The sequence below is a fragment of the Rossellomorea oryzaecorticis genome (assembly GCF_038405515.1).
In the GTDB taxonomy this organism is placed as follows: domain Bacteria; phylum Bacillota; class Bacilli; order Bacillales; family Bacillaceae_B; genus Rossellomorea; species Rossellomorea oryzaecorticis_A.
Genome location: NZ_JBBYAF010000006.1, coordinates 98,564 through 123,484, shown reverse-complemented (window position 1 = coordinate 123,484; position 24,921 = coordinate 98,564). Strand labels below are relative to the sequence as shown.

Here is a 24,921-nt window from a genome sequence, read left to right as displayed (position 1 = left end):
TAACGCGGCGAGGTGCGGGCCTCCGCTTTACATTGGCAAAGCCCCCAAAGCTCGAGGCCTTGGGGGCTTTTAACTTGAGTGAGGGCTGATTATCCTGTCAGTACTCCCTCGATTTATGCCTTTTATCGGAAAAGGCATGTTCTGTAACTTGCAACATCACAAGTAATATATTTATATCTTTAAACGTATTCAGATAATAAACAGCCGCGGGCAATTCCTTGAGTCGTTTGATAAACCTAAACGACGTAAGCCCTACCTCTCTTACATCCTAACGGCTCCGAAGCCGATCCAGTGTGAATAAGTTGCATATCAAAACAGAATAGAATTACAGATTATCTGTTCTAGTCGTTTTAATTATGTCACAAGTTAACAATAACTAAATATAACATGTGACCCTCGAATTGTCAACTTTATAATTGAAGTGTGTGAGGAGATCCTTCGTCGTCATTCATCAATCGAATCGTATCCGGTTTGATTTTTAAAACGATATAATTCGGATCATCTTTTCCGTCGAACCACTTTTCCATATGATCGTTCCACAGTTTGTCCTTATACTCTTTGGATTCTTCGATCGATGCCTTTCCTTGGATTTCTACAAACGTATCACCATAGCCCTCTCCTTCATAGCCGAGAAGGATATGTACATTTGGATTACTCTCGATTTCATCCGTTTTATGGGTTTCTTTGCTTGTTGGCGTATAAAGGGTGAGATCATCATTGAAGAAGGTCATGTAACGGGAATGCGGTTTGCTGCCTTTCACCGTTGCAAGCGTACCAACTTTGCTTTCTTCAAGCACATTCACAATTTGCTGTTTAAGTTCTGTTTGGTTCATCCTTGCCATCTCCTTATTCCGGTATATCCATACTATTCCTTAAGCAAACTAGAACTAAACATACGAATGTGTAAATCAGTGGCGGGCTTGGGTATACATTAAATAAAACAGAGGCCCGTCCCAAGCCGCGTTAACGCGGCCAGGGACGGGCTATGGTGAAAAGGATGATGAATGTGCTGCCGAAGGATTTGGTTGAACGCTGCAAGAAAAGAATGGAGCCTTATAATTGTGAAGGATTCGTTTATGGACGCGGTCCGGAGAACCCTGAAATCATGATTGTCGGAGAAGCGCCTGGGGAAACTGAAATTCATAATGGTATTCCGTTCAGCGGAAGGGCAGGAAAGGTACTGGATGAGTTTTTTGACTACCTCGGTGTTTCAAGAGAGGATATCTACTTTACGTCGACCGTCAGAAGCAGACCTTACAAAATAGTTCCTAAAAAAGCGGGTCCGAATGGTGAATTCACAGAAAAGAAATACAATCGGGCACCGAATGTAAAAGAGCAGACAGCCCACGCACCCATTGTCGATTATGAAATTCAGCATATTAACCCGAAGCAAATTGTGACTCTTGGCAACATCGGGCTGCAAAGGCTGTTAGGAAAAAAATATAAAATTTCAGAGGTGCACGGGCAGCTGCTCCAAGCACCAGTGCGTCAGCTGAAGAATATGGAAACCAATGAGTGGACGCTTAGCGAAAAAGAATACTCCATTTTTCCGACCTTTCATCCCGCGTCCATTTTTTATAACCGCTCACTGCTTGAAAAAGTGTATGAGGATTTGGATGAACTGAAGAAAATCTTGAAAAGAGATACTAAGGGCTGAAACCATAAAAATGGTTTCGCCCTTTTTAACTATCCAGGTCAGGCAAAAAAATTTTGTGGAACGAAAAACTCTATCACTTTTTATTCAAATTCTCCTGTGCCATCCTCACTAATTCCTTGACCATATTCCCGCCCATCCTTCCGCCGATTTTACCGGCTTGTTCAGATGTCAGTTTCCCATTGTACCCTTGATCCAGAGGGATTCCCTGTTCTCTGGCGGCTTCGAACTTTGCTTCTTTTGGATCGTTCACTCCGGATACTTTTGCTTTCAACTGATCCATTGCTTCCCGGGCTTCTGGCACTAACAGTTTTCGTCTCGACATGTTTAAACCTCCTTTACATTATTAGACTGCCCCAAAAAATTTTTTATACAGGCCGGGTCTTGTTATATAAGGGTTTTTAGGTATAACGGATTTTCCACGGAGAAAAAAAGATTGTCTAATTTGTGTCAAATAAAATATAATTCTTAATAGTTAGATAATTTTTAGGGAAAAAGGGGGAAACACTGTGGAAGAATTCGTAGGCAAATTGGTGGGTATTCTTTGGTCACCCGTCATGATTTACTTTTGTTTAGGTGTAGGTCTTTTATTTTCTATCTTAACAAGGTTTTTGCAGGTGCGTCTCATTAAGGACATGGTGTTGCAGATGTTCAGAGGGAACAGCTCGAAAGCAGGGGTCTCCTCATTCCAGTCGCTGGCGCTTTCGCTGTCAGGCCGTGTTGGAACGGGTAATATCGCGGGGACTGCCACTGCCATTGCATTTGGCGGCCCTGGTGCGGTTTTCTGGATGTGGACAATCGCGTTTATCGGGGCGAGCAGTGCCTTCATTGAATCGACGCTTGCACAGATTTATAAAGTAAAACAGGATGGGGAGTACCGAGGGGGTCCGGCCTATTATATTGAAAAAGGAATCGGCTGGAAATGGTACGCAGTTTTATTCTCATTGGCCACACTTCTTGCGATCGGGGTATTGATGCCGGGGATTCAATCGAATTCCATCGCACAGGGTCTTGATAATGCATTTGGTGTTAATACGTCTGTGACTGGCATTGGGTTAGTTATTCTTCTTGCCGTGATCATCTTCGGGGGAGTCAAGCGGATTGCCGGTGTAGCTTCCTATGTTGTGCCATTCATGGCGATTGCTTATATCCTTTTGGCTTTAGTGATCGTGGGAATGAACATTGGAGAGATTCCTGCTGTCATCTCTCTTATTTTCAGAAGTGCATTTGGTGCAGACGCAGCATTCGGTGGAATTATCGGAAGCGCGATTGCATGGGGTGTAAAACGCGGAGTCTACTCCAACGAAGCAGGTCAGGGTACGGGTCCTCACCATGCAGCTGCGGCTGAAGTCTCTCACCCGGCGAAACAAGGGCTTGTGCAGGCATCTTCTGTTTACATTGATACTTTGCTTGTATGTTCGGCAACGGCATTCATGATTCTTTTCACAGGTGCCTATAACGTAGAAAAGCCTGACGGGACTGCAATCGTCACGAACTTGGAAGGAGTGGAGGCGGGTCCTGCTTATACACAGGCTGCGATTGAATCGGTTCTTCCAGGATTCGGTGCCGGATTTGTAGCGATCGCACTATTCTTCTTTGCCTTTACAACGATTATGGCATACTACTATATGGCTGAAACAAATGTAGCGTATTTATTAAAAAACAAAAACGCCAAGCCTGCCATTTTCTTGCTTAAAATTGTTCTGCTTGGAGTCACGTTCTACGGAGCTGTCAAAGAAGCGGCACTTGCCTGGGCACTTGGGGATATTGGCCTTGGTATCATGGTATGGCTGAACTTGATTGCCATCCTGATTCTTGCAAAACCTGCGCTTCGTGCCCTTAAAGATTACGAAGAACAAAAGAAGCAGGGGCTTGATCCAGTATTTAACTCCACAAAACTCGGTATCAAAAACGCTGAGTATTGGGAACAGGAATATAAAGTGGAAAAAGAAGAAAGTGCTTCTTAGTTAAAAGAAGAACCTGCCGCATGCTATATCATGCAGCAGGTTCTTTTTGTTTTTATTCTGATAGGTTTAGTGGGACAAAATCTTTGAGTCCTGAAATAAGATTGATTATCATATAAGAAAGCTCATTCGATCGAAGGAGGGACCCCATTGGACTTATATGAACCATTTATTCAAAATGATCGTCAGCGTGAATTACTTGAATTAACAGGGAAGCTTGCTGATACGTTTTCTGCCCGTGCTGAAAGATATGATCGGGAAGAGGCATTCCCTTTTGAAAATTTCTCTGATTTAAAGAAAGCCGGTTATGTATCATTGAGTGTGCCGAAGGAATATGGAGGAGAAGAAATCAGTTTGTATGAGCTGGTGATGCTTCAGGAGAGGCTGGCCACAGGTGATGCAGCTACTTCGCTATCAATCGGGTGGCATTTGGGCGGTATAATGGAACTCACGGAAAATCGTCCGTGGAAAAAAGAAACTTTTAAAAGCCTCTGTACCAAAGTAGTTCAAGACCATGCATTGATTAATCGTGCAGCAACAGAACCTGCAACAGGAAGCCCTACACGCGGCGGCCTGCCCGAAACAAAAGCAGTGAAAACGGAGAAGGGGTGGGTATTAACAGGGCGAAAAACCTTCACTTCGATGGCTAAAGCCTTGGATTATTCGTTGGTATCAGCACGGCTAGGGGATACCGAAGAGAAAGGGTTCTTTCTGGTAGACCATTCTTTAGATGGTGTATTGATTGAAGAAACATGGGATACAATTGCGATGAAGGGGACTGGTAGTGATGACTTGGTCCTTAACGATGTAACTCTTTCTCCCGGCTCGCTGGTAGAACGCGACAGCGTCAAACCTTCAGGGCAGCAAAAAGAACTTCCGAAAGCCTGGCTGCTTCATATCCCCGCCTGCTATATTGGTGTTGCGATTGCAGCCAGGAATGAAGCAATCCGTTTTGCCAAGGTGTATTCTCCCAACAGCTTGCCGGGTCCCATAAAGGAAGTGCCCGAGGTTCAAAGAAAGATCGGCGAAATCGAATTGGAACTCTTTAAAGCAAGGCAGATTCTGTATTCAGTCGCCGATAAATGGGTGAAGGATCCGGAGAAGCGTTCAACAATGGCAGCAGAACTTGCTTCTGTAAAGCATATCGTGACGAACAGCGCCTTTCAGATAGTGGACACTGCCATGAGAATTGTTGGTGCCAGAAGCCTGTTCAAGTCAAACCCCATGCAGCGTTACTATCGTGATGTGAGAGCCGGTCTCCATAATCCGCCGATGGATGACATGGTCTTATCCATGCTTGCAGGGAAAGCGTTAAACGATTAATAAATGTTGAAAAAGATCGCTTTGGGAGAAAAAATTCCAAGCGATCTTTTTTACATTTGCAATGTTTTTTCCAACACGTTTTCATGCTGTTTCTCAAGAACATGCAGTTCATTTAGCTCTTCCAGTAAATCATGAATGGAGAGCAATTCGTAAAGCAAAATGGTTTCACAGGAAAAATGCTGCCTGATCGATTCAATCGGCTTGGTGTGCAGCTCATCGTGATCCTCCCAGAATTCTTGCAGCAGTTCCTTCATCAAAATGAAATGTCCCTCCTGCATGTCATAAGAAGGATGATGCATGATGTTCTTAAGTGACTGAACAGACTGAAGGATCTTGTCCTGTTCCTGCCGGCTGAAGGATTCCTTCTGGACAGGAAGATAAATAAGATTTCCGATGTGAAAGTGGATTTGCCGCAGCAGGTTCAGCTTCTTGAAATGATAATGATAATGCCGCAGCTCTTTACGGCTTGAACGGTGAAGCTTCATTTCTTCTTTCTGATATTCACAAAGCGTATTTGTCTTATCAATTTCACTGGTTGTGTCATTAAAAATCAGCTTGGTGTCACGATGCAAAGAGTGGCCTTGAAGGATCTCATTCGCTCTTTTTTCTAATAAATTCCCCGTTTTCACGTACAGGTCATGAATATTCCTGCTGATCATAGGTGAGTAATTGGGGGGTAAGATCCACAGATTTACCAAGGTAGACACGATCAGACCCAAACTGGTTGTTCCAAGCCTTATAAAGAATGTTGCAATATAATGGTCATGAATCGTCGGAATCATGGCGATTCCAGTCAAAGTCGCAACAAGTATCCCGGCATCCAGCCGCAGCTTATGACAAGTAATGATCGTCAAAATGGCAACGAGCGCATACGTTATCGCGTGATCACCAAGTAATGGAGAAATGATTACAGCAAATAAAGCACCGATAGCAGAAGCTGGAAAACGTATAAATGCTTTTTTAATTGAATCGGCAGCTGTAGGCTCGATTGTCACAATCGCCGTAATCACTGCAAACATTGCAGGCCAATTCAATAGTTCGCACACAAAAGCCGTCAGGAATACCGCGATTCCAGTTTTAGCAATTCTTCCACCCGCAAACCTGAACTTTTTAAGGAAATTCATTATCTACTACCCTTTCCGGAAAATACCTCTTTCCACTCATTATAAAGAAAATCATTCGGAAAAGAAAAAAGGTTAAAAAAACAAAAAAGAACTGCTCCCAATGAACAGTTCTTAAATATGAATTATCTAAGAGGTAATGGCCGTAATGAAATACGGATTGACCGAGGCATCGTGTTTTCATTTTGAGCCTCTTTCAAATACCTGTACATTTGCTTACCAGCAACAGAGTTTGCCGAGTGAATCGTGATGGATTCAGCAAATAATTGGTGCTTAACCATGTAGTGCACGAGCATAAGTCCATTTCTCGTTTTGCTTTCTAAGTCATGATCCAATGAAAGGTGAGAGATAGCATACCTCTTTAGCAGGTCGATACATTCATCGATGTCTTTAGCAAGAATGTAGCCTTGGGGACAGTGTCGATAATCATCTAAAAACACATTTACTGTCATATTTATTCTACTTTCGTTGATTTGACTTATCTCAACCCTAACAGACTGGAGGATATACTTATATAGGTATAAAGAGCTATTGGTTGCATAAAGTTATTGTAAAAGTGTGATAAATGCTTTGTATGCTTATGTAGAAAATCTGTTGAAGCTTCAGAGCTGAGAAGGATTTTTGTAGAAAAAATGCATCTTCCCTGCTCCTATCCCTTTTATCTGTTTTCCAGGAGTTCCAAAAGCAAGTCGGGCCGGTCCGTTATGATTCCGTCAGCACCGGCATCGATCAGCCGTTTCATCGTTTTTTGATCATTCACTGTCCAATAATGAACTTGAAGATTTAAGCGGTGAGCCCCGCTGATCAATACGGGGTCCGTTAAGTCCACTTCTCCTTTTTGCAGCGGAAGCTGAAATCCATCTATGGCAGGCCTATAAAAATTCCTCATGAAAAGCTTGTGCAGAATAACAAATTTCTTAACCTCTTGGGTCCCTCCCTGGACGGCTACACGGCCGTCGGATTTTTCTTGAAATCGATCGATGATGGCCTGGTCGAAAGAAGCAATCAGAACGTTATTCTCCATTCCGTATTCTTCTATCAACTCCATCAATTTCTCCGTTATTTCATCCAATCTTTCCTGTGGATTGTCATCTTTTATCTCGATATTTATCCGCATATGGGAGAAACGTTGGAATACCTCTTCAAGCGCAGGGATATATATACCCTTTCCCCGGTAAGTATATTCGCCGCTGGCATCCTGGAACGTGTAGCCGGCGTCTAACCGCTGCAATTCCTTTAACGTATAGTCAGCCACTAACCCCTTGCCATCTGTAGTAGCGTCAACCGTAGGATCATGAATGGCCACAAGATGACCGTCCCTGGTGATATGTATGTCTGTTTCAATCACATCAACCCCCAGTTCTTCAGCATTCTGAAAAGCTTCTATTGTATTGCCTGGCGCCAGATGTTTGCCGCCTTGATGAGCGATCACAAGCGGCTTGTTATATCCGCTGTCGAAGAATAGAGGGGTTTGTCCCTTTCCCGCCGGCATGAAGTAAGCGATGCTGAAGAAAATCACCGTAAAAAGGATACATGAAATCAATATGAATGGTTTGGTCCTTTTTGGAAGTCGAGGGCTGGAATTAAGATTGTTCATAGACTGTCATCCTTTATTTAGAGTAGTTCAGTGAATTCTTCTTCCTTAATATTTATTATGAAAGGCATCCGGACATGAATGGTTTTTCTTATTAATTTTTATTGAAATGAAACACCAAATTTTAATAATTGTGTCTATTTTCAAACATATTTCCTTTTAAGAGTAAAAAAATTACTTTTTAAAGAAATATTTATTGTGTTTCAGCGTAAAATATATTACTTTATAAAGTAAGGAGGCGCTTTCATATGCAGGATAATTTATCATTGAATGTTTCATTGCTTCGCCGCCGGGTCCCTAATTTGACAACTGCCGCAAAAGCAGTAGGCCTTAGACCCGCAACAGTCTCAAATCTTTGTACCGGTAAAATATCGGTCGGCCGCGCAGAAGTAAGAACATTGGTCACTTTGGCCAATCTCGCCAATTGTTCATTGGATGAATTAATAATTCAAGGAGGGAAATTAAGCATGATAGAAACGGGAATTAAGCCAATTGATTTATTTGCTCCAATTGTGAAAGGCGGTATTAATGGGTTTGTTGCAAGGGCACAAGTCGGACAATTGGTCGTATTGGCGGAAATTACTCAAAACTTAAAAGGAAAAGGCTTTGAAACAATCTTGCTGACACCGGATCATGAAATCATAGGGTTGAGTGACATCGAAGGATTTGTGGACGCAAAGGTGCATTCAATTGAGGATGCATTCGCAGAAGTGTCTTTGAGAGAGGACAAAGAAAAGGTCATATTACAGGTTGACCGCTCATTTGTGGTTTCCGGAGATCTCTATGAATTGAGAGAACGGTTCGAAGCGGGGGGCTACCCTGATATTACAACGATATTATTCGATCCTAGCGGTACGGCAGTGGATGAAGATGATCCTTATGGCCCTCTTGAAACGATGTGCTATTTCGACATCGACTTGGCCAGCCGCGGCATCTATCCGGCTATCCACCCGGTTCAATCCACTTCAATATTAGTGGAAGAGGACAGCCTCGAAGTTCGTCATACTTCTGCGAATCGCAAAGCGAAAAAACTGCTCAGACGTTATAAAGAAATCCGGGTTCTATTAAACTCTCTCGGAAAAGATAAAATACCTGATGCAGATCTTGAACTTTACACCATCGGAGAAAGACTCGAAGCCTATCTCAGTCAGCCGTTTCATGTTGCAGAAGAATTCACACGCATTAAAGGAGAACAGGTTTCTGTACAGGACAGTATTAAAGACATTGAAAAAATCCTTTCAGGGGATTACAACCACCTAAAGCCAGTAGACTTAAAGTTTAAAGGGCGAGTCATGTGAAAGAACTCTGTTGATATTTGACAAATCATTTAAATAGGAGTGAATTTGAAGTGAAAATTCATACTATAAAACCAGAGCGATCTACCTTACATGGCTCATTTTCGAAAGATTTTGAACCGATTATTACCATTGAGTCTGGCGAAACACTTCACATTTCAACACTTGAAGCAGCATGGGGATTAGAGCCGCATCGTAAAGACCGTCAGCGTAAACGGTTCGAACCCCGAGAAAATCCGATAGACCAAGGGCATGCCATGATTGGTCCTATCTCGATTAATGGTGCCGAACCAGGGATGGCGTTGGAGATACAAATTAACGATATTCGCCCTGGAAGCTGGGGGTGGACATCTGCGGGAGGTTTCCCTTCTGAAAATAATAATAGATTAGGACTGGCTGAAGGGGAAGAATACCACCTTAACTGGCAGTTGGATACGGAACAAATGGTTGGTACAAGCAATAAAGGTCATCAAGTAACTATGTCGCCATTTATGGGGATTATGGGGATGCCCCCAGATGAATCAGGAATTCACTCTACATCTCCCCCTAGATATTGCGGTGGAAATATTGATTGTAAAGAATTAGTTGCAGGGAGTACGCTTTATTTGCCGATTTCGGTTTCAGGTGGTTTATTCTCTGTTGGTGACGGACACGCGGTGCAAGGTGATGGAGAAGTAGCTTCACCAGCATTGGAATGCCCCATGGAGCACGTAAGTTTGACGCTCAGTGTTCGCGATGATGTGAAAATTGATTTCCCCAGGGCCAAAACCCCTACTGGCTGGGTTACCATGGGTTTTGATGAAGATTTGAATGAAGCGACTATGATTGCTCTAGATGGGATGCTCTCATTAATGATGGAGCTGTTAGAAATGGAACGAAAGGAAGCGATGGCTTTAGCAAGCTTAGTTGTCAATCTCCGTATCACCCAAACTGTTAATGGTGTTAAAGGGGTCCATGCACACTTGCCGCATGGGGCAATAAGAAAATAAAAGCCATTTTTCTTTTTTATTACCTTAAAAGAGGGACTATTCTTGTGATAAGGATAGTTCTTTTTTGATTGTGGAAACTGGGTGAATGCCTACAATTTAATTACTCCATTTACCGTACATATGTTCCATGATAGGATAGAAGAAATGAATGATGAATCCAAGGGTGCAGGCGACGATGACAGTCCCGATGCCGACTGCTCCATGTACCAGTATGGCAAGGGTGATGGCGATCGCTTCGTTTAGGAGCCGTGCATTGCGAAGGTTGAGGCCGAAGCGCTTGTGAATCGCGATCATAAACATATCCATTGGGCTGGAAGGAAGCTTCGCCTGCATATAGATAGCTATGCCGATGCCGAGAATCAATATCCCTGTGATCACAAAAGAAAGCTTTTGGATAAAGCTGAAAGGCTCGATGTGCGATAGGCCGGTTTCTATCCAAAAGTCCACCAGCATCCCGATGATAAATATAGAAATCGCTGCGAGCCATTGTATCCTTTCTTTTAATAAAAGCGCATTGAGGACGATAAGGATGCAGCCGTTGAGAAATATGCATGTCCCGATACTGAGATGCAATAAGTAAGACTCCCCCACGGCCAGTGCATCCCATGGAGCTGCTCCCAGGTTTCCTTTAATGATGAGAGAGACTCCGAAAGAAAGACAAATGAGTCCGAAGCAGTAAAAGGCGAATCTTACTTTCATTCTATTTCCTCCGTCCAATTCCAAAATTAAAATACTATTCCACTGTATGAGTTGTCCCGGTAAGTTAGAAGTCTTTATAAAAAGAAAGCGAGGTGAGGCATTTGGAAAAGGTGAAGGTGTCAGTCCGGGAGCTGGTCGAATTCGTTTATAAAGAAGGCAGCATCGATTTGAAATTTCAAGCCCGTTCTTCTATGACGATCGGAACGAAACTGCATCAGCTATTACAGAAAGGCTATAGAGAAGGCGATGAAAAAGAGGTATTCCTGAAGGGTGAAATCATTTCAGATGAGATTTCTTACGTACTGGAAGGCCGCTGCGACGGTATTTTATATGATGAAGATAAAGTGAAAATCGATGAAATCAAATCCACTGCTAAAAAACTGTCTGATATAGAAAACGGTGCCCGCGTTCACTGGGCTCAGGCCGAGTGCTACGCCTATCTGCTGGCTAAAGAAAAAAATCTCGAACTCATCGATGTGCAGCTGACTTATATTCAAATAGACACAGAACAAGTCAAAATCCTGGAAAGGACATATACCATTTCAGATCTGGAAGACATCGTCCGGCACACACTTCTTGCTTTTACCCCATTTGCAAAGGTGATTTTGAATAATCGAAAAAAGTATCAAAATAGCATTTCTGAGGTTTCTTTCCCGTATCCGGCATTCAGAAAAGGACAAAAGCAGCTTGCCGGGGCGGTTTATAAATCCATCAGCGAAGAAAAATCTCTTTATGCAAATGCTCCGACTGGCACCGGAAAGACCATTTCCACACTTTTTCCGGCAATTAAAGCAATGAGCGGTCAAGGACCGGAGAGGTGGTTCTACTTAACGGCAAAAACGATTACGCGAACGGTGGCCGAGGATACACTGTCCCTGCTTGAAGAACAAGGGCTTCATTCTACTGCTGTCACGATTACGGCAAAGGACAAAATCTGCTTTAAAGAAGAAACCAAATGCCAAAAAGACTATTGTGAATTTGCAGATGGGTATTACGACCGGATTAACGGTGCCCTCATTGACATCCTCAGTCATGAAACGGTTATGACCCGGGAGGTTATCGAGCAATATTCAGTGAAACATAAGGTCTGTCCGTTCGAGTTCTCGATTGACCTTTCTTATTTAGTCGACGGAGTGATTTGCGATTATAACTATGTCTTTGACCCGAAAGTATCCTTGAAGAGATTAAGCGAGGAAAGCAAGAAAAAGACTGTACTTTTGATTGATGAATCGCATAATCTGGTCAACAGGGGAAGGGAAATGTTTTCGGCTTCTATAACCAAATCCTCTTTTCTTGAGGTGAAGAATCTTCATAGCGGACACGATGCTTTAAAGAAGAGCATTAACGCTGTAAACAAGCATTTTCTTTCATTGAATAAAGAAATGAAAGGCGAGGGGGAATGGAAAACTGAGAGTGATCAAGAGCTTACACCGGAAATTGAAGCTTTTGTAGAAACTGCAGAGAAGTGTTTAGGAGAGCAGGGGAATGAATGGTCACAGAGTTTCTTGCAGCTTTATTTTGATGCCTTGCATTTTGTGCGTATCTCCAGGCTTTACTCAGGTGAACACCGTTTTGTCCTTGATTCTTCCGGTAATGATTTGAAAGTGAAACTCTTTTGCATCGATCCTTCCAGATTGATAGCAGGAGTGACAAAACCCTATCATTCCTCTATCTTCTTTTCAGCTACCCTTCATCCATTTTCGTATTATTATCAGCAGCTGGGAGGAAGGGATGAAGACTATCGCTTCCTGATTCCCTCACCTTTTGAAAAAGAACAATGGAAGGTGGAAATCCATCCGGTTTCCACGCGATACAAGGACAGAAACCGAACCATGCCGCGAATCGCCCAATCGATTGCAGATGCTTTTGTAAATAACAAAGGGAATTTCCTTGTGTTCTTTTCTTCTTATGCCTATATGAGGGAAGCGTATGAGGAATTGAAGAAGCATTCACTGGAAGCAGATTATCTCCTTCAGGAAACGAATATGAATGAAGAGGAAAGAGAAGCATTCCTTCAATGTTTTCAACCCGATACGGAAAGACGCGTGATGGGACTGGCTGTGTTGGGAGGTATCTTCTCAGAAGGAATCGATTTGAAAGGGGACCGCTTGAATGGAGTTGTCATCGTCGGTGTCGGACTCCCGCAGCCTGGATTGGAACAGGAAATTATGAAACAGTTTTTCGGGGAGCAAGGCAAAGATGGGTTTGATAACGCCTTCGTATATCCCGGTTTGAACAAAGTGTTCCAATCAGGGGGGCGGCTGATTCGATCAGAGAAAGACTATGGGGTGCTGCGATTGATTGATGACAGGTATTTAACACCAAAGTATAGAGCGCTTCTGCCTGATGAATGGACACCTTATGAGATCATAAAATAAAACACAAAAAAGACCGCGCCATGGCGGTCTTTTTTTAAAATTAGTTGAAAGAAGGATCCATTAACAGACGGTCGAACTCTTCAAGGTGATGGGTTTCATCGGCGATCATGTCCTCGAGCTTGATGACAAGCTCAGTCAATCCTAATTCTTCAGCCTGCTCCTTACGCTTTTTATAGCGTTCGATTGTATCGGCTTCCGCTTTGCGGCCTTCTTCAAGCATTTCCTTCACATCGTCTGTCTGCTTAACTGGGGCAGGAGTCGTTGTAGGGTCTCCGCCTAATGTTTTGATCTTTTCTGCTAAGTATAATGCATGCCCTTGCTCATCAGGAATTTCCTCTTCAAAGAAAGGCTTTAAGGTCTGGCGATATAAGCCGCTGACTACAGCAGCGTAGTTTGTGTAAAGAATGACTGCCGCATATTCATTTGCTAAATCTTCATTTAATCCATCAATTAATTCTTTTTTCTTTGCATCCATTATGTTACCACCCTTTTGTTAATTGTTTATATAGACTATTTACCCACGTGAGTTTGCAAGTAAACATATTCCAATAAAATTGAACTCCCTTAATTATTTTGTCTATAATGTGCGTTTTTAAACATATATGGTTATTATCTTAGACCGTTCCTTTGCGCTACAGGCATTTGCTTTCCTCGGGGAGGAAGTCGAGCCTCCTCGTTGCGCTCCTGCGGGGTCTCGACCTTTCCTCAATTTCCCGCCGGAGTCAAATGCCTTCCGCTCCAATCCACTCTGGGTTTCAATTAGTGTTTAAGATCAATAAACCATTGTTCGATTTTTCATGAAAAAACAATAGGTATGACCCCAATGGACTTGCAGAAGATAAAAAAACCAGGTTATCAGTGGTTGGGAATTTTCAGCTGTTGATTGGAGTACAAGACGAAGACTCCTGCGGGAAGAGTAGCTTTTATGTGAGACTTGTCCAGTTCTGGGGCTTAGAGGCACATGTCATAAGTCAAACCGTCCAAGAAGGCAAAGAACGCCTTCGTGGCCGCTTCGCTTTATGCCACCCGCCTCTGAACAAAGCCCCTCCGCTTTTCTTCCCGCAGGGAGGTACGACCGAGGAGGCTCACGGGCTACCCGCGGAAAGCGAAGTCTTGTACGGAAATCAACAGCGGTAATAACTGTGCAAAAACTTCATAAGTTTGATGAATATCTTTTTCACGGAAGGAAAATCCTAATGTTAGAAATATGAAAGCGGAGGCGGGTGGCCGCCGGAGCTTGATAAAAATTGGAGGTAACAGATATGGCAAGAAGAATTGGTGTTGAGGAATCTTTACAAAATGTTGTGCAGGCCTTGCGTGAAAAAGGGCATGATGTGGTAGAACTTAAACAGGAATCAGATGCACAAGGCTGCGACTGCTGCGTTGTAACGGGTGGCGACTCTAACGTTATGGGCATTCAGAACGCAGTTACACAAGGATCCGTGATTGAAGCAAGCGGACTAAGTGCCGATGAAGTATGTCAGCAGGTTGAAAGCAGACTTCAATAATTTAACGAAAAACGACAATGCTTAATACAACCAGGACCGCCAACCGGCGGTCCTGGTTTTGGGTTTAAGGAGACGTTACTCGAAGATTGTCCAGCTGCAGGGCTTAGAGGCACATGTCATAAGCCAAACCGGCCAAGAAGGCAAAGAAAGCCTTCTTGGCCAATTCGTCTTATGCCACCCGCCTCTGGGCAAAGCCCTTCCGCTTTTCTATTGGCCAGCTCCGGCGGCTAGCCCCTCGAGACGTTTCGGTCCGCCAATGAAGTCAAAAAGCGACTTCACCGGTCGGCCCTCCAACGCTTGTCGGTGCTGAGCGGGCCGCCTCCGCTTTTCTTATCCAATATGTGCCAAAGGCTGATTACGTATATGTTCCTTTAAAAGATCAGGCGCTGTCAGGTACAACAGTCCGTTTCCTTCCAGTGTTTTTGGAAAGTTTAACGGCACTGTCCGTTTTATGAGCTGCGCGTATATTTCTGTTTCGGATAAGGTCCGTGCAAAGGATGCCTGCTCAAACTGTTTGATGAGGGCCAGGGCACCGGACACGTGCGGCGCAGCCATCGATGTCCCGCTGAGCTTGGCGTATTTGTCACCCGGTATCGTGGATAATATCTTTTCACCTGGTGCAACCAAGTCTACTTCGTTATTCGAATTGGTGAAGTAGGAAGAATTACGTTGAAGGTCGATCGAACCGACTGAGATGACTTCATTATAAGAGGCAGGATAAGAGAATTCGTCTGTAGTGCTGTTGGAATCTCCTTCATTTCCAGCTGCACATACAACTAAGATGTTGGCATCGACAGCTCTTTGAATCACTTCATGAAGAGGATCATAATCGGAAGGGCCTCCGAGTGACATGGAGATGACATCGGCACCTTGGTCGATTGCATACTGGATGCCGTTTACAATCCAGTCATATTTTCCGCTGCCGCGGCTTCCAGCAAGTACTTTTATGACAAGTAAATCAGCGAGTGGAGCGACACCGATCACGCCTTGGCCATCTTCATTCGCGGCAATCGTACCTGCGACATGGGTCCCGTGACCGCTATAGTCTGTCACATTATCCTCGGCACCATCGTCATCGTCCGTGAAATTGCGATAGCCTTTCACTTTTCCTTTCAGGTCCGGATGGTTTACATCACAGCCCGTATCAAGAACCGCAACCGTTATTCCATTTCCTTTATAACCATTTTTCCATAAGCTTGGAGCTTGGATTAAATCAACGCCTTTAGGAATTTCGTTTGCATCAGCCACCATTTCATCCATGAAATATGGAATTAACCTGATTTCACATTGCATAGCAATCCCTCCTGAAAATGGTATTTTACATTGAGGAAAAATCTGAAGTTTCAGAAAATATAACATTTTTCGGACGAGATTGCCAGTGTATTTTGTAATAGGAAAATTAAGCCATTTTATTTTTGGATGGGAAGGCAGCCGGGAGCTGGAAAAGTCTTACCTGTCTCGCTTTTCCCGCAGGAGTCTTCGTCTTGCACTCCAACCAAGAGCTGGAACCGGTTAAAAACAACAATAAACTTTAACACAGCCAAAGATTTAAACAAACGTTTGATTAATTCCAGAATGATTGATAGCAATGCGATTTTAAAGTTTAAACAAACGTTTGATTAAAAAACGAGCACCTCCATCATGGAAGTACTCGTTTTCTTTCTATAGGATTCCCAACACATCAAGCATGACAGCAATGATCAGGATCGGGGCGATAAAACGGATAAGGAAATACCATGTTTCGAATAATCCTTTTTTCAATCCGCTTCCGCGCTTTAACTCTTCATACAGGGCCGTCTTTTTCATCTTGATTGGAATGAACAAGGCGATGAGCAGGGCCCCAATCGGCAGCAGTACATTGCTCACTGTATAGTCAGCCAAATCGAAAATCGTTTTGCCGAAAATAATGACATCGCTTAGTACGCCATAGGATAACGCTGACGGGACGCCGAATGCAAAAATCGCAAGCCCGATAATCCAAGACCATTTTTTGCGAAGCGCCGGATCACCTTTGGAAATGACCGAAACGATAATTTCGAGCATGGAAAAGGCGGACGTCAGTGCAGCAAAAAGGAATAATACCAGAAACGCGATGAAGAACAGCATTCCGAAAGGCAGTTGATTAAAGATGGTCGGCAGTACGTTAAATAACAGGACAGGCCCTGCTCCAGGCTCAAGACCAAATGAGAACACTGCCGGAAAAACAGCCAATCCTGCCAGAAGGACAATAAAGATGTTCATCGCTACAATGGAACCGGCTGAGCGGGGAAGGCTTTGATCCTTCGGCAAGTAGGAGCTGTAGGTCACCATTACTGACACCCCGACGCTCAAGGTGAAGAAGGATTGTCCCATCGCTTCCAGTATCGTTTGTGATGTTACTTTAGAAAAATCAGGCTGAAGCAGGAATGTGATCCCCTCCATGGCGCCATCCAGCGTGACTGCCCGTATGACAAGGATGATGAATAACACAAAAAGTGCCGGCATCATGATTTTACTTGCACGTTCGATTCCATTCTGAACCCCTTTGGCGACGACAAGGATCGTCATCAGGATAAAGAGGAATTGAACAAATACGCTTAACCCCGGGTTAGAAATCGTGGCTCCGAAAAGCTCGCCGTATTGCTCGGAAGTGAGCCCATTCATCCCGCCTGTCACCGCTTTGTATAAATAAACGACGATCCATCCTCCGACAACACTGTAGAAGGATAAAAGAATGAAGGATGTAATCATCCCGAGGATGCCAACCCAGTGCCATTTGGTGCCGGGGGCGATTTTTTTGTACGAATCAACCGCATTGCTTTGTGCTGACCGCCCGATTGAGAACTCTGCAAGCAGTAAAGGAAGGCCGAGTAGTAATGTGAATAGTATGAAGATCAGGAAAAAAGCTCCGCCTCCGTTTTGACCTGCAGTGTAAGGGAATTTCCAGATGGCCCCCAGACCGATTGCAGATCCGGCTGCCGCCAGGATAAATCCAAGCTTTGATGACCATTGTTCACGCTGACTCATGTTCAATCTCCTTTCCGTTAAGAAATATTTTTTAGTATTCCGCTTTGAAAACAAAAAAATCGCCCCTACTGATTGTAGGGACGATTGGATATCGCGGTACCACCCTAGTTATGAGAAAATGTTCTCACCACTCGAATAAAATAACGGCTGTGCCGTCTTTTGATCTCGTCAAAAGAAGCTCCAGAATCGAAATTCGCAAAAGCATTTATGTACCGATTCACACCAGCCACCGGCTCTCTTAAACAGGGAAATGTTCGCTACTAGTTTCCTTCAAAGCTTGTTTAATATTAGGTTATTCAATTTTTATCATGAAACGAAACAACTTGTCAATAAATTTCGAAAATACAAATATTGTATTCTTCTTGTGAAACGGTTACATAACCAACATACTACTTACATTGTTTCCGGCTTATATCTCTTGTAAAATAACTAACAGAATCGATCAGAAAATATGAACGGAAAAGGTGTTTGAAAATGAAAAGAATCATTGTTATCGGCGCTGGAATCCTTGGCGCATCCACTGCCTACCACCTCAGCAAAAAAGGTGCGCAGGTCACGCTCATAGACCGGCAGGATCCCGGCCAGGCAACAGACGCGGCAGCAGGCATCGTTTGTCCGTGGCTGTCTCAAAGGCGTAATAAGGTGTGGTACCGGCTGGTAAAAAGCGGAGCGAAGTACTATCCGCAATTGATAAAAGAACTGGAAGCCTCAGGTGAAACCGAGACCGGTTATAAGCGAGTAGGAGCAATCAGCCTTCACAACGACGATAAGAAGCTCGACAAGATGATTGAACGAGCAGTTAAACGGCGCGGGGATGCACCTGAAATCGGGGACATCCGGAAATTGACTGCAGCGGAAACGAAAGAAAGATTTCCGCTGCTGGCAGAAGATTTTGCTTCCGTATATGTAAGCGGGGCGGCAAGGGTGGACGGAAGGGCACTTCGTCATGCGTTGATACGGGCTGCTGAAAAAAATGGCGCCGACTTCCGTTCCGGAGATGCCAAAATTCTGCTGTCAAACGGCTGTGCAGCAGGTGTGAAAATTGGTCAAGAAACCATTGAAGCTGACTCAGTCATCGTAACAGCAGGAGTTTGGGCGAAAGAATTATTCAGTGAGGTCGGCATTGACTTTCAGGTGTCTTCCCAAAAAGCACAGATTCTTCATTTGCAAGCACCGCAGGCTGACACGAGTCATTGGCCGGTTGTCATGCCGCCCGGCAGTCAATATCTTCTTGGTTTTCCGGAAGGCAAAGTGGTTGCAGGAGCCACTCATGAAGATGAAGCCGGATTTGACTGCAGAGTGACAGCCGGGGGGATGCATGAAGTGCTGTCCAAAGCAATCGAGTCCGCCCCGGGGATCCATGACTGCACGGTAGTCGAAACCAGGGTCGGATTCCGTCCATTCACCCCTGGGTTTCTGCCTGTATTCGGTGCTGTCCCTGGCCTGGATGGGGCATTCACTGCCAACGGCCTGGGGGCTTCCGGTTTAACGGCAGGGCCGTACCTTGGCTCGGAACTTGCCAAGCTGGTGATGGGGGAAGAAACTGAACTTGATCCTGCAGATTACCGTGTAGCGGATGCCATCGGATGATCTGTAAACACATTCTGTAAGTAACGATTTTCCTCTATCTTCTAAGGCTTAGGACCTTTATAATAGAGGGAGTGTGTATTTTTGAAAAAACCATTAGTTTATAAAGAAAAGGTGTAATCATATATGAGTTTATTATCTGTTAAGAATTTAACCCACGGTTTCGGTGACCGTGCGATTTTTAATGATGTATCTTTCCGGTTGTTAAAAGGGGAACACATCGGGTTGATCGGGGCAAATGGAGAAGGTAAATCAACCTTCATGAATATCATCACAGGGAAGCTTGAGCCAGACGAGGGAAAAGTAGAATGGGCAAAGCGCATCCGAATCGGCTATCTCGATCAGCATGCCCAGCTGAAACAGGGTATGTCAATACGCGATGTATTGAAGACAGCTTTCCAGTACCTTTTTGATATGGAAGCGGAAATGAACGAGCTGTTCGGGAAAATGGGGGATGCATCACCTGAAGAGCTTGAAGAATTGCTCGAAGAAACCGGCACCCTTCAAGATGCACTGACGAATAATGACTTCTACATCATTGATGCAAAAGTAGAAGAAATCGGCCGTGGTTTAGGGCTTGATGATATCGGTCTGGATAAAGATGTCCACGACCTGAGCGGAGGACAAAGAACAAAGGTCCTGCTGGCCAAGCTTTTACTTGAGAAACCGGACATTTTACTGCTGGATGAGCCGACCAACTATCTCGATGAGCAGCATATCGAGTGGTTAAAGAGATATCTGCAGGAATATGAAAATGCGTTTATCCTGATTTCCCATGATATCCCGTTTTTGAATAGCGTCATAAACTTGATCTACCATATGGAAAATCAAGAATTGAATCGCTACGCCGGGGATTATCACGAATTCAAGAAAGTTCACGAAATGAAGAAGCAGCAGCTTGAAGCCGCCTATAAAAAGCAGCAGCAGGAAATGAAGGATTTGAAGGACTTCGTTGCACGTAACAAAGCCCGTGTATCAACGCGTAATATGGCGATGTCACGTCAGAAAAAGCTTGATAAAATGGACGTCATCGAATTGGCCGCTGAAAAGCCTAAGCCTGAATTCAACTTCAAGCTGGCAAGAACGGCCGGCCGAGTCATTTTTGAAACGAAGGACCTTGTCATCGGATATGATACTCCGCTGTCAAAACCGCTTAATCTGAAAATGGAGCGCGGGCAGAAGATTGCTTTAGCCGGTGCGAACGGAATCGGTAAGACGACTTTACTAAGAAGTATTTTAGGAGAAATCCGTCCGATCTCGGGTTCTGTCGAACTCGGGGACTACCTGCATATCGGCTACTTTGAACAGGAAATCAAAACGCAAAACTATAACACATGTATTGAAGAAGTGTGGAACGAGTTCCCGTCCTTCAATCAGGCTGAAGTGCGTGCGGCGCTTGCGAAATGCGGATTGACAACGAAGCATATTGAAAGTAAGGTCGAAGTACTGAGCGGAGGGGAAAAAGCGAAAGTCCGCCTATGTAAGCTGATGAACAAAGAAAGCAACGTGCTCGTCTTTGACGAACCGACCAACCATTTGGACGTCGAAGCGAAAGAAGAGCTGAAGCGTGCTTTGAAAGAATATAAAGGCACCGTCCTCCTGATCAGTCACGAACCAGAATTTTATAATGATGTGGCGACTGAAGTGTGGAACTGTGAATCCTGGACGACAAAATTGTTTTAATTAGATAGACAAGAGCCTGGGACAAAAGTGTTTTAGTCTAAGTAAAACCCGAACTAATTTGCATTCTAGGAAGCAAATTAGTTCGGGTTTTTAATTTGTTCAAATGTATATCTAGATTTAGCTCTTCCCAGCGGTTGACTGGAGTGCAAGACGAAGACTCCTGCGGGAAGAGTAGCTTATTAGAAAAGCGGAAGGGCTTTGCTCAGAGGCGGGTGGCATAAGACGAATCGGCCACGAAGGCGCTCTTTGCCTTCTTGGTCGGTTTGGCTTATGACATGTGCCTCTAAGCCCTGCAGCTAGACAAGTGAGACCCCGCAGGCGAGGAGGCTCACGGGCTACCCGCGGAAAGCGAAGTCTTGCACGGAAATCATTAGCGGGATTAAGAGTGCCATCCTCTTATTATTTCCGATGCATGAAGTCGCCCTCTTTGTGTTTTAATTTTCTGAAAATATATTGACAATTCCCAGTAAAGACGTTATCTTTTGAGTAGTTACATATAACACATATTCTAATAAACGAATAAATAACGTTATATAAATATAGATTTATATAATGGCGATGTAAAAGGGAGGCGTAGATATTGATTTTGCATGAGATTGAAACCGCCGGTCGAGATCAAATGGAAAGCCTTCAGCTAGAGCGACTTCAAAAAACAGCCAGCGCAGTTTACCACTCCGTACCTTTTTACCGACATCACTTCGAACAAAGAAACCTGCACCCGGATGATATCCAATCTTTAGAGGACATAAAAATGTTACCGCTTACAACGAAGAGGGACTTGCGTGATCACTATCCTTTCGGCATGTTCGCAGTCAAGCAGGAAGAGATGGTGAGAGTCCATGCTTCATCCGGAACGAGTGGAAAGCCGACGGTTGTCGGCTATACCCAAAATGACATTGATATGTGGGGAAGTATTGTAGCCAGGGCGATTGCGATGGCTGGAGGAAAGCCGGGGAGCGTGCTGCACAATGCATATGGATATGGATTGTTCACGGGGGGTCTGGGCCTTCACTACGGAAGTGAAAAGCTGGGGATGATTACAGTGCCTGTCTCAGGCGGCAATATCGATAGACAAATCACCTTGATTGAGGATTTTAAGCCTTCTGTCATATGCGGAACGCCTTCTTATGTTCTGAACCTGGCAGAGACGGTCGAGGCTAAAGGAAAAGATCCGGCGTCACTTTCACTGGAGGTTGGAATATTCGGGGCTGAGCCGTGGTCAGATAAAATGAGGGATACGCTTGAAGGAATCCTTGGAATCAAAGCCTGTGATATCTACGGACTTAGTGAAGTGATCGGTCCCGGCGTTGCGATGGAATGCCCTGAGGCACAGGACGGCCTTCATATTGCAGAGGATCATTTCCTGGTTGAAGTCATCCACCCTGAAACCTTAGAGCCAATGCCTGAAGGAGAAACAGGTGAACTGGTCTTTACTAGTCTTACGAAAGAAGCGTTCCCGATCGTCCGGTACCGGACAGGTGACATTGCTTCAATTCGGCATGGAAAATGCTTATGCGGAAGAACGACAGTCAAGATGTCGAGAGTGAAAGGGCGGGTAGATGACATGCTGATTATCAGGGGGGTAAATGTCTTTCCTTCTGAAATGGAGCATCACCTCCTTGAATTAAAGGAACTCTCCCCGCATTATCAGCTCCACTTAAAGAAAAAGGGTGCACTTGATACAGTTGAGCTTCATGTTGAAATCAGCAGGGATTATTATGCCGGCATTTCTGAAAACATCCGTCATGACAAAATAGAAGAGTTGACATCAATAGTAAAAAGAGTGATGAAGAACGGATGCCTTGTATCCATGGACGTGATAGTGAGGGCGCCTAAAGAAATACCGCGTTCGGAAGGAAAAGCGATCAGGATTGTTGATCTCCGGAAAGAAACGGTACTTCCATAAATTTTTTTGTCCGACAATCCTATGACATGATAATGAATAAACGTTAAAACAGTGTGATAAAGGAGGCAGTGCAATGAGTCTGCAGATGACAGAAGAAGAACATATGGCACGCTTTATGAAAAAGATCGAAAACGATGAAAAGATCGAGGCTGATGACTGGATGCCCGATGAATATCGGAATGCCTTGATTAAATTGATTTCCATGCACGGTATCAGTGAAATCATGGGAGCCCTTCCTGAGAAGGAATGGGTGCCGAAAGCCCCGTCCCTCCGCAGGAAACTCGGGATCATGGCCAAGGTCCAGGATGAAATGGGTCATGGCCAGCTCCTGCTCCGCGTGGCTGAAGATTTGATGAAGCCTTACGGAAAAACAAGGGAGCATATCATGAGGGACTTATTTTCAGGAGATTTGAAGTTTCATAATGTCTTCCACATGGAAGCTCCGACTTGGGGAGATGCAGGACTGATCGGCTGGCTCGTCGATGGTGCCGCCATTATTTCTCAGACCAATATGCTCGGGGCTTCGTATGGTCCATATGCACGTGCATTGAAGAGGATCTGCGCAGAAGAAGTCTTCCACGCACAGCATGGTGAAGCAATCATCATGGCACTTGCAGAGGGAACAGACGAGCAAAAAGCTCTCGTACAGGATGCAGTGAACCGCTGGTGGGAAGCACTTCTGATGTTTTTCGGGCCGGCTGATGCAAAAACAACCGGTTCTTCAAAACAGGATATCACCATTAAATATAAAATCAGAACCAAAACAAATGAACAGCTCCGTCAGGATTTCTTTACAAAATACGTGCCAAGGATGCTGTCTTTGGGACTTACGCTTCCTGATGAAACGATGTATTACGATGAAGAGCAGAAGCTATGGGTTTACAAGCAGCCTGATTGGAGCAGGTTCAAAGAAATCATCCGCAATAATGGACCGAAATCGAAGGAACGCCTTCGTCTGAGGGAGTTATCCTATGACAATAATGCCTGGGTACGCGAAGCACTGAGTCCAAGCGGGAGAGTCGGTTAGAAAGGAATGAGGGAGATGTCTGACAAGGGGCAGAATTTTTATCAGGAATTTGAAGTGTTCAGCAAACGTTCAGACGGGGCACCGATGCAGCATCAATTTAGTCTGCTTGCCCCTAATCATGAATTGGCGATGGTGATGGCGCAGGAGAATTTCATGAGAAGGGAACCGGTAGCGGACATTTGGGTCGTGAAACGGTCGGATCTCAGAATGATGACGCCTGAAGAAAGAGAAAGTGTCAAGCGCCTGGATAACAAGGATTACCGGAATGCGAAAGGATACGGATACCTTAAGAAGAAGTGGCGGCAATATGAACAGGAAATGCTGGATGAGAAAGAAATCATGTCCTGGGGAGAGTTGGTGAAGAAGAAATGAATGTGAAAAGTCCGGATGAAATCCCGAATAAAGAATATAAAGAGGCACTGCTGAGTCTGCTCTATCAACTTGCTGACGATGACTTCATCCTCGCATACCGCGGTTCGGAGTGGCTTGGTCTTGCGCCTCATATCGAAGAAGATGTGGCATTCTCTTCGATCAACCAAGATACGATGGGCCACGCGACCATGTATTATCAGATGCTTGAAGAGCTTGGAGAAGGCAGCCAGGATTCACTGGCTCATGCGCGTCCTTCGCATGAAAGAAGAAACGCCATCTTGTTGGAGGAAGTGAACGGACAGGGGAATTACTTGGAGGAACCACGATACGATTGGGCATTCACTGTGGTCAGGCATTATTTTTACAGTGTGGCAAAAAAGGTCCGGATCGATTCACTGAAAAATTCATCATATGAACCGTTGGCCCAGCTCGCCATCAAAATCAACACAGAATTATACTATCATCTGCTTCACTGGAAGACATGGTTCATGCAGCTGGTGAACGCTGGCGGAGAGGCGTCAGTGAAAATGAGGGAAGCAGTGAAGAGGGTGATGGATGAATTCCAGGGTGTCCTTACGCTGGGGCCGACAGGCAAAGAAATGGCCGTCATGGGACTGATTGAGGATGAAGAAAATCTCAAGAAACGCTGGGAACTTTCCCTGCAGCCTGTTTTTCAGTCTACGAATCTAGCATTCCCGCCGACCACAGCGATGAAAAAAGGCAATGGCCGCAAAGGGGAACATACAGCTGACCTGGATCAAGCATTGTCTACCCTAAGCGAAGTATATAACTCAGATCCTGCAGCAACCTGGTAA

At 44.5% G+C, this 24,921-nt stretch carries 22 protein-coding genes and 1 other annotated feature; of the genes, 13 read left to right on the top strand and 9 right to left on the bottom strand.

All coding sequences use genetic code 11. From position 1 onward, the window contains the following. Positions 1–410 precede the first annotated feature (410 nt). The gene (locus AAEO50_RS04985; protein WP_341981114.1) at positions 411–833 is read right to left on the bottom strand and encodes a pyridoxamine 5'-phosphate oxidase family protein; all 423 of its coding nucleotides are present in this window, start codon (positions 831–833) and stop codon (positions 411–413) included. A 164-nt stretch (positions 834–997) separates the two neighbouring features. Between AAEO50_RS04985 and AAEO50_RS04980 the strand changes: the two genes are divergently transcribed. Continuing rightward, positions 998–1,657: a uracil-DNA glycosylase gene (locus AAEO50_RS04980; protein ID WP_341981137.1), complete on the top strand. Its 660-nt coding sequence runs from the start codon at positions 998–1,000 to the stop codon at positions 1,655–1,657. Between the two features lie 73 nt (positions 1,658–1,730). Here the strand turns inward: AAEO50_RS04980 and AAEO50_RS04975 are convergent, their stop codons facing one another. Next, positions 1,731–1,979 carry an alpha/beta-type small acid-soluble spore protein gene (locus AAEO50_RS04975; protein WP_341981113.1) on the bottom strand — a complete coding sequence of 83 codons (249 nt, stop codon included), beginning with the start codon at positions 1,977–1,979 and terminating at the stop codon, positions 1,731–1,733. 184 nt (positions 1,980–2,163) lie between these two features. On the opposite strand from AAEO50_RS04975, the gene AAEO50_RS04970 reads away from it, so the two are divergent. Beyond that, entirely contained in the window at positions 2,164–3,621 is a 1,458-nt protein-coding gene (locus AAEO50_RS04970) for an alanine/glycine:cation symporter family protein (RefSeq protein ID WP_341981112.1), read from the top strand. Positions 3,622–3,768: 147 nt separating this feature from the next. Continuing rightward, entirely contained in the window at positions 3,769–4,941 is a 1,173-nt protein-coding gene (locus AAEO50_RS04965; protein ID WP_341981110.1) for an acyl-CoA dehydrogenase family protein, read from the top strand. Positions 4,942–4,991: 50 nt separating this feature from the next. On the opposite strand, the gene AAEO50_RS04960 is transcribed toward AAEO50_RS04965, so the two are convergent. The 3 genes from AAEO50_RS04960 to AAEO50_RS04950 form a co-directional block, all read right to left on the bottom strand. Next, positions 4,992–6,065, bottom strand: coding sequence for an aromatic acid exporter family protein (locus AAEO50_RS04960; protein ID WP_341981108.1), 1,074 nt, complete (start codon positions 6,063–6,065; stop codon positions 4,992–4,994). A gap of 122 nt (positions 6,066–6,187) precedes the next feature. Beyond that, positions 6,188–6,514 carry a cyclic-phosphate processing receiver domain-containing protein gene (locus AAEO50_RS04955; RefSeq protein ID WP_341981107.1) on the bottom strand — a complete coding sequence of 109 codons (327 nt, stop codon included), beginning with the start codon at positions 6,512–6,514 and terminating at the stop codon, positions 6,188–6,190. A gap of 206 nt (positions 6,515–6,720) precedes the next feature. Beyond that, entirely contained in the window at positions 6,721–7,659 is a 939-nt protein-coding gene (locus AAEO50_RS04950) for a glycerophosphodiester phosphodiesterase (RefSeq protein WP_341981104.1), read from the bottom strand. 245 nt (positions 7,660–7,904) lie between these two features. On the opposite strand from AAEO50_RS04950, the gene AAEO50_RS04945 reads away from it, so the two are divergent. Continuing rightward, entirely contained in the window at positions 7,905–8,954 is a 1,050-nt protein-coding gene (locus AAEO50_RS04945; RefSeq protein ID WP_341981103.1) for a hypothetical protein, read from the top strand. 17 nt (positions 8,955–8,971) lie between these two features. Further along, positions 8,972–9,940 (top strand): acetamidase/formamidase family protein, encoded by a 969-nt coding sequence (locus AAEO50_RS04940; RefSeq protein WP_425383154.1) that lies wholly within the window; start codon positions 8,972–8,974, stop codon positions 9,938–9,940. A gap of 96 nt (positions 9,941–10,036) precedes the next feature. Here AAEO50_RS04940 and AAEO50_RS04935 read toward each other — a convergent pair whose 3' ends face one another. Next, positions 10,037–10,639 (bottom strand): YczE/YyaS/YitT family protein, encoded by a 603-nt coding sequence (locus tag AAEO50_RS04935; protein ID WP_341981101.1) that lies wholly within the window; start codon positions 10,637–10,639, stop codon positions 10,037–10,039. A 110-nt stretch (positions 10,640–10,749) separates the two neighbouring features. Here AAEO50_RS04935 and AAEO50_RS04930 point away from each other — a divergent pair, with 110 nt between their 5' ends. Next, positions 10,750–13,017: an ATP-dependent DNA helicase gene (locus AAEO50_RS04930; RefSeq protein WP_341981133.1), complete on the top strand. Its 2,268-nt coding sequence runs from the start codon at positions 10,750–10,752 to the stop codon at positions 13,015–13,017. A 40-nt stretch (positions 13,018–13,057) separates the two neighbouring features. Here the strand turns inward: AAEO50_RS04930 and AAEO50_RS04925 are convergent, their stop codons facing one another. Beyond that, positions 13,058–13,492, bottom strand: coding sequence for a ferritin-like domain-containing protein (locus AAEO50_RS04925; protein WP_341981098.1), 435 nt, complete (start codon positions 13,490–13,492; stop codon positions 13,058–13,060). Positions 13,493–14,279: 787 nt separating this feature from the next. On the opposite strand from AAEO50_RS04925, the gene AAEO50_RS04920 reads away from it, so the two are divergent. Continuing rightward, the gene (locus AAEO50_RS04920) at positions 14,280–14,525 is read left to right on the top strand and encodes a YkuS family protein (protein WP_341981097.1); all 246 of its coding nucleotides are present in this window, start codon (positions 14,280–14,282) and stop codon (positions 14,523–14,525) included. 330 nt (positions 14,526–14,855) lie between these two features. Here AAEO50_RS04920 and AAEO50_RS04915 read toward each other — a convergent pair whose 3' ends face one another. Next, positions 14,856–15,818 carry a S8 family peptidase gene (locus AAEO50_RS04915; protein ID WP_341981095.1) on the bottom strand — a complete coding sequence of 321 codons (963 nt, stop codon included), beginning with the start codon at positions 15,816–15,818 and terminating at the stop codon, positions 14,856–14,858. Between the two features lie 369 nt (positions 15,819–16,187). Then, on the bottom strand, positions 16,188–17,531 hold the full coding sequence (locus AAEO50_RS04910) for a sodium-dependent transporter (protein WP_341981093.1): 1,344 nt from the start codon (positions 17,529–17,531) through the stop codon (positions 16,188–16,190). A gap of 73 nt (positions 17,532–17,604) precedes the next feature. Continuing rightward, positions 17,605–17,814, bottom strand: a binding site (T-box leader). A gap of 191 nt (positions 17,815–18,005) precedes the next feature. On the opposite strand from AAEO50_RS04910, the gene AAEO50_RS04905 reads away from it, so the two are divergent. The 6 genes from AAEO50_RS04905 (at position 18,006) to paaC (ending at position 24,921) form a co-directional block, all read left to right on the top strand. Then, positions 18,006–19,121 carry an FAD-dependent oxidoreductase gene (locus AAEO50_RS04905; RefSeq protein WP_341981090.1) on the top strand — a complete coding sequence of 372 codons (1,116 nt, stop codon included), beginning with the start codon at positions 18,006–18,008 and terminating at the stop codon, positions 19,119–19,121. A 123-nt stretch (positions 19,122–19,244) separates the two neighbouring features. Next, entirely contained in the window at positions 19,245–20,801 is a 1,557-nt protein-coding gene (locus tag AAEO50_RS04900) for an ABC-F family ATP-binding cassette domain-containing protein (protein ID WP_341981087.1), read from the top strand. Between the two features lie 580 nt (positions 20,802–21,381). Then, positions 21,382–22,707 carry a phenylacetate--CoA ligase family protein gene (locus AAEO50_RS04895; protein WP_341981086.1) on the top strand — a complete coding sequence of 442 codons (1,326 nt, stop codon included), beginning with the start codon at positions 21,382–21,384 and terminating at the stop codon, positions 22,705–22,707. A gap of 73 nt (positions 22,708–22,780) precedes the next feature. After that, positions 22,781–23,734, top strand: a complete 954-nt coding sequence (gene paaA / locus AAEO50_RS04890) for a 1,2-phenylacetyl-CoA epoxidase subunit PaaA (protein ID WP_341981084.1) — start codon at positions 22,781–22,783, stop codon at positions 23,732–23,734. A 15-nt stretch (positions 23,735–23,749) separates the two neighbouring features. After that, on the top strand, positions 23,750–24,106 hold the full coding sequence (paaB, locus tag AAEO50_RS04885; RefSeq protein WP_341981131.1) for a 1,2-phenylacetyl-CoA epoxidase subunit PaaB: 357 nt from the start codon (positions 23,750–23,752) through the stop codon (positions 24,104–24,106). Beyond that, positions 24,103–24,921 carry a 1,2-phenylacetyl-CoA epoxidase subunit PaaC gene (paaC, locus tag AAEO50_RS04880; RefSeq protein ID WP_341981082.1) on the top strand — a complete coding sequence of 273 codons (819 nt, stop codon included), beginning with the start codon at positions 24,103–24,105 and terminating at the stop codon, positions 24,919–24,921. The genes paaB and paaC overlap by 4 nt, the downstream gene beginning before the upstream one ends.

Coding starts and splice junctions, on each gene's coding strand:
- AAEO50_RS04985 (WP_341981114.1), bottom strand. CDS start 833: ATGAACCAAACAGAACTTAAACAGCAAATTGTGAATGTGCTTGAAGAA.
- AAEO50_RS04980 (WP_341981137.1), top strand. CDS start 998: ATGATGAATGTGCTGCCGAAGGATTTGGTTGAACGCTGCAAGAAAAGA.
- AAEO50_RS04975 (WP_341981113.1), bottom strand. CDS start 1,979: ATGTCGAGACGAAAACTGTTAGTGCCAGAAGCCCGGGAAGCAATGGAT.
- AAEO50_RS04960 (WP_341981108.1), bottom strand. CDS start 6,065: ATGAATTTCCTTAAAAAGTTCAGGTTTGCGGGTGGAAGAATTGCTAAA.
- AAEO50_RS04955 (WP_341981107.1), bottom strand. CDS start 6,514: ATGACAGTAAATGTGTTTTTAGATGATTATCGACACTGTCCCCAAGGC.
- AAEO50_RS04950 (WP_341981104.1), bottom strand. CDS start 7,659: ATGAACAATCTTAATTCCAGCCCTCGACTTCCAAAAAGGACCAAACCA.
- AAEO50_RS04945 (WP_341981103.1), top strand. CDS start 7,905: ATGCAGGATAATTTATCATTGAATGTTTCATTGCTTCGCCGCCGGGTC.
- AAEO50_RS04935 (WP_341981101.1), bottom strand. CDS start 10,639: ATGAAAGTAAGATTCGCCTTTTACTGCTTCGGACTCATTTGTCTTTCT.
- AAEO50_RS04925 (WP_341981098.1), bottom strand. CDS start 13,492: ATGGATGCAAAGAAAAAAGAATTAATTGATGGATTAAATGAAGATTTA.
- AAEO50_RS04920 (WP_341981097.1), top strand. CDS start 14,280: ATGGCAAGAAGAATTGGTGTTGAGGAATCTTTACAAAATGTTGTGCAG.
- AAEO50_RS04915 (WP_341981095.1), bottom strand. CDS start 15,818: ATGCAATGTGAAATCAGGTTAATTCCATATTTCATGGATGAAATGGTG.
- AAEO50_RS04910 (WP_341981093.1), bottom strand. CDS start 17,531: ATGAGTCAGCGTGAACAATGGTCATCAAAGCTTGGATTTATCCTGGCG.
- AAEO50_RS04905 (WP_341981090.1), top strand. CDS start 18,006: ATGAAAAGAATCATTGTTATCGGCGCTGGAATCCTTGGCGCATCCACT.
- AAEO50_RS04900 (WP_341981087.1), top strand. CDS start 19,245: ATGAGTTTATTATCTGTTAAGAATTTAACCCACGGTTTCGGTGACCGT.
- paaA (WP_341981084.1), top strand. CDS start 22,781: ATGAGTCTGCAGATGACAGAAGAAGAACATATGGCACGCTTTATGAAA.
- paaB (WP_341981131.1), top strand. CDS start 23,750: ATGTCTGACAAGGGGCAGAATTTTTATCAGGAATTTGAAGTGTTCAGC.
- paaC (WP_341981082.1), top strand. CDS start 24,103: ATGAATGTGAAAAGTCCGGATGAAATCCCGAATAAAGAATATAAAGAG.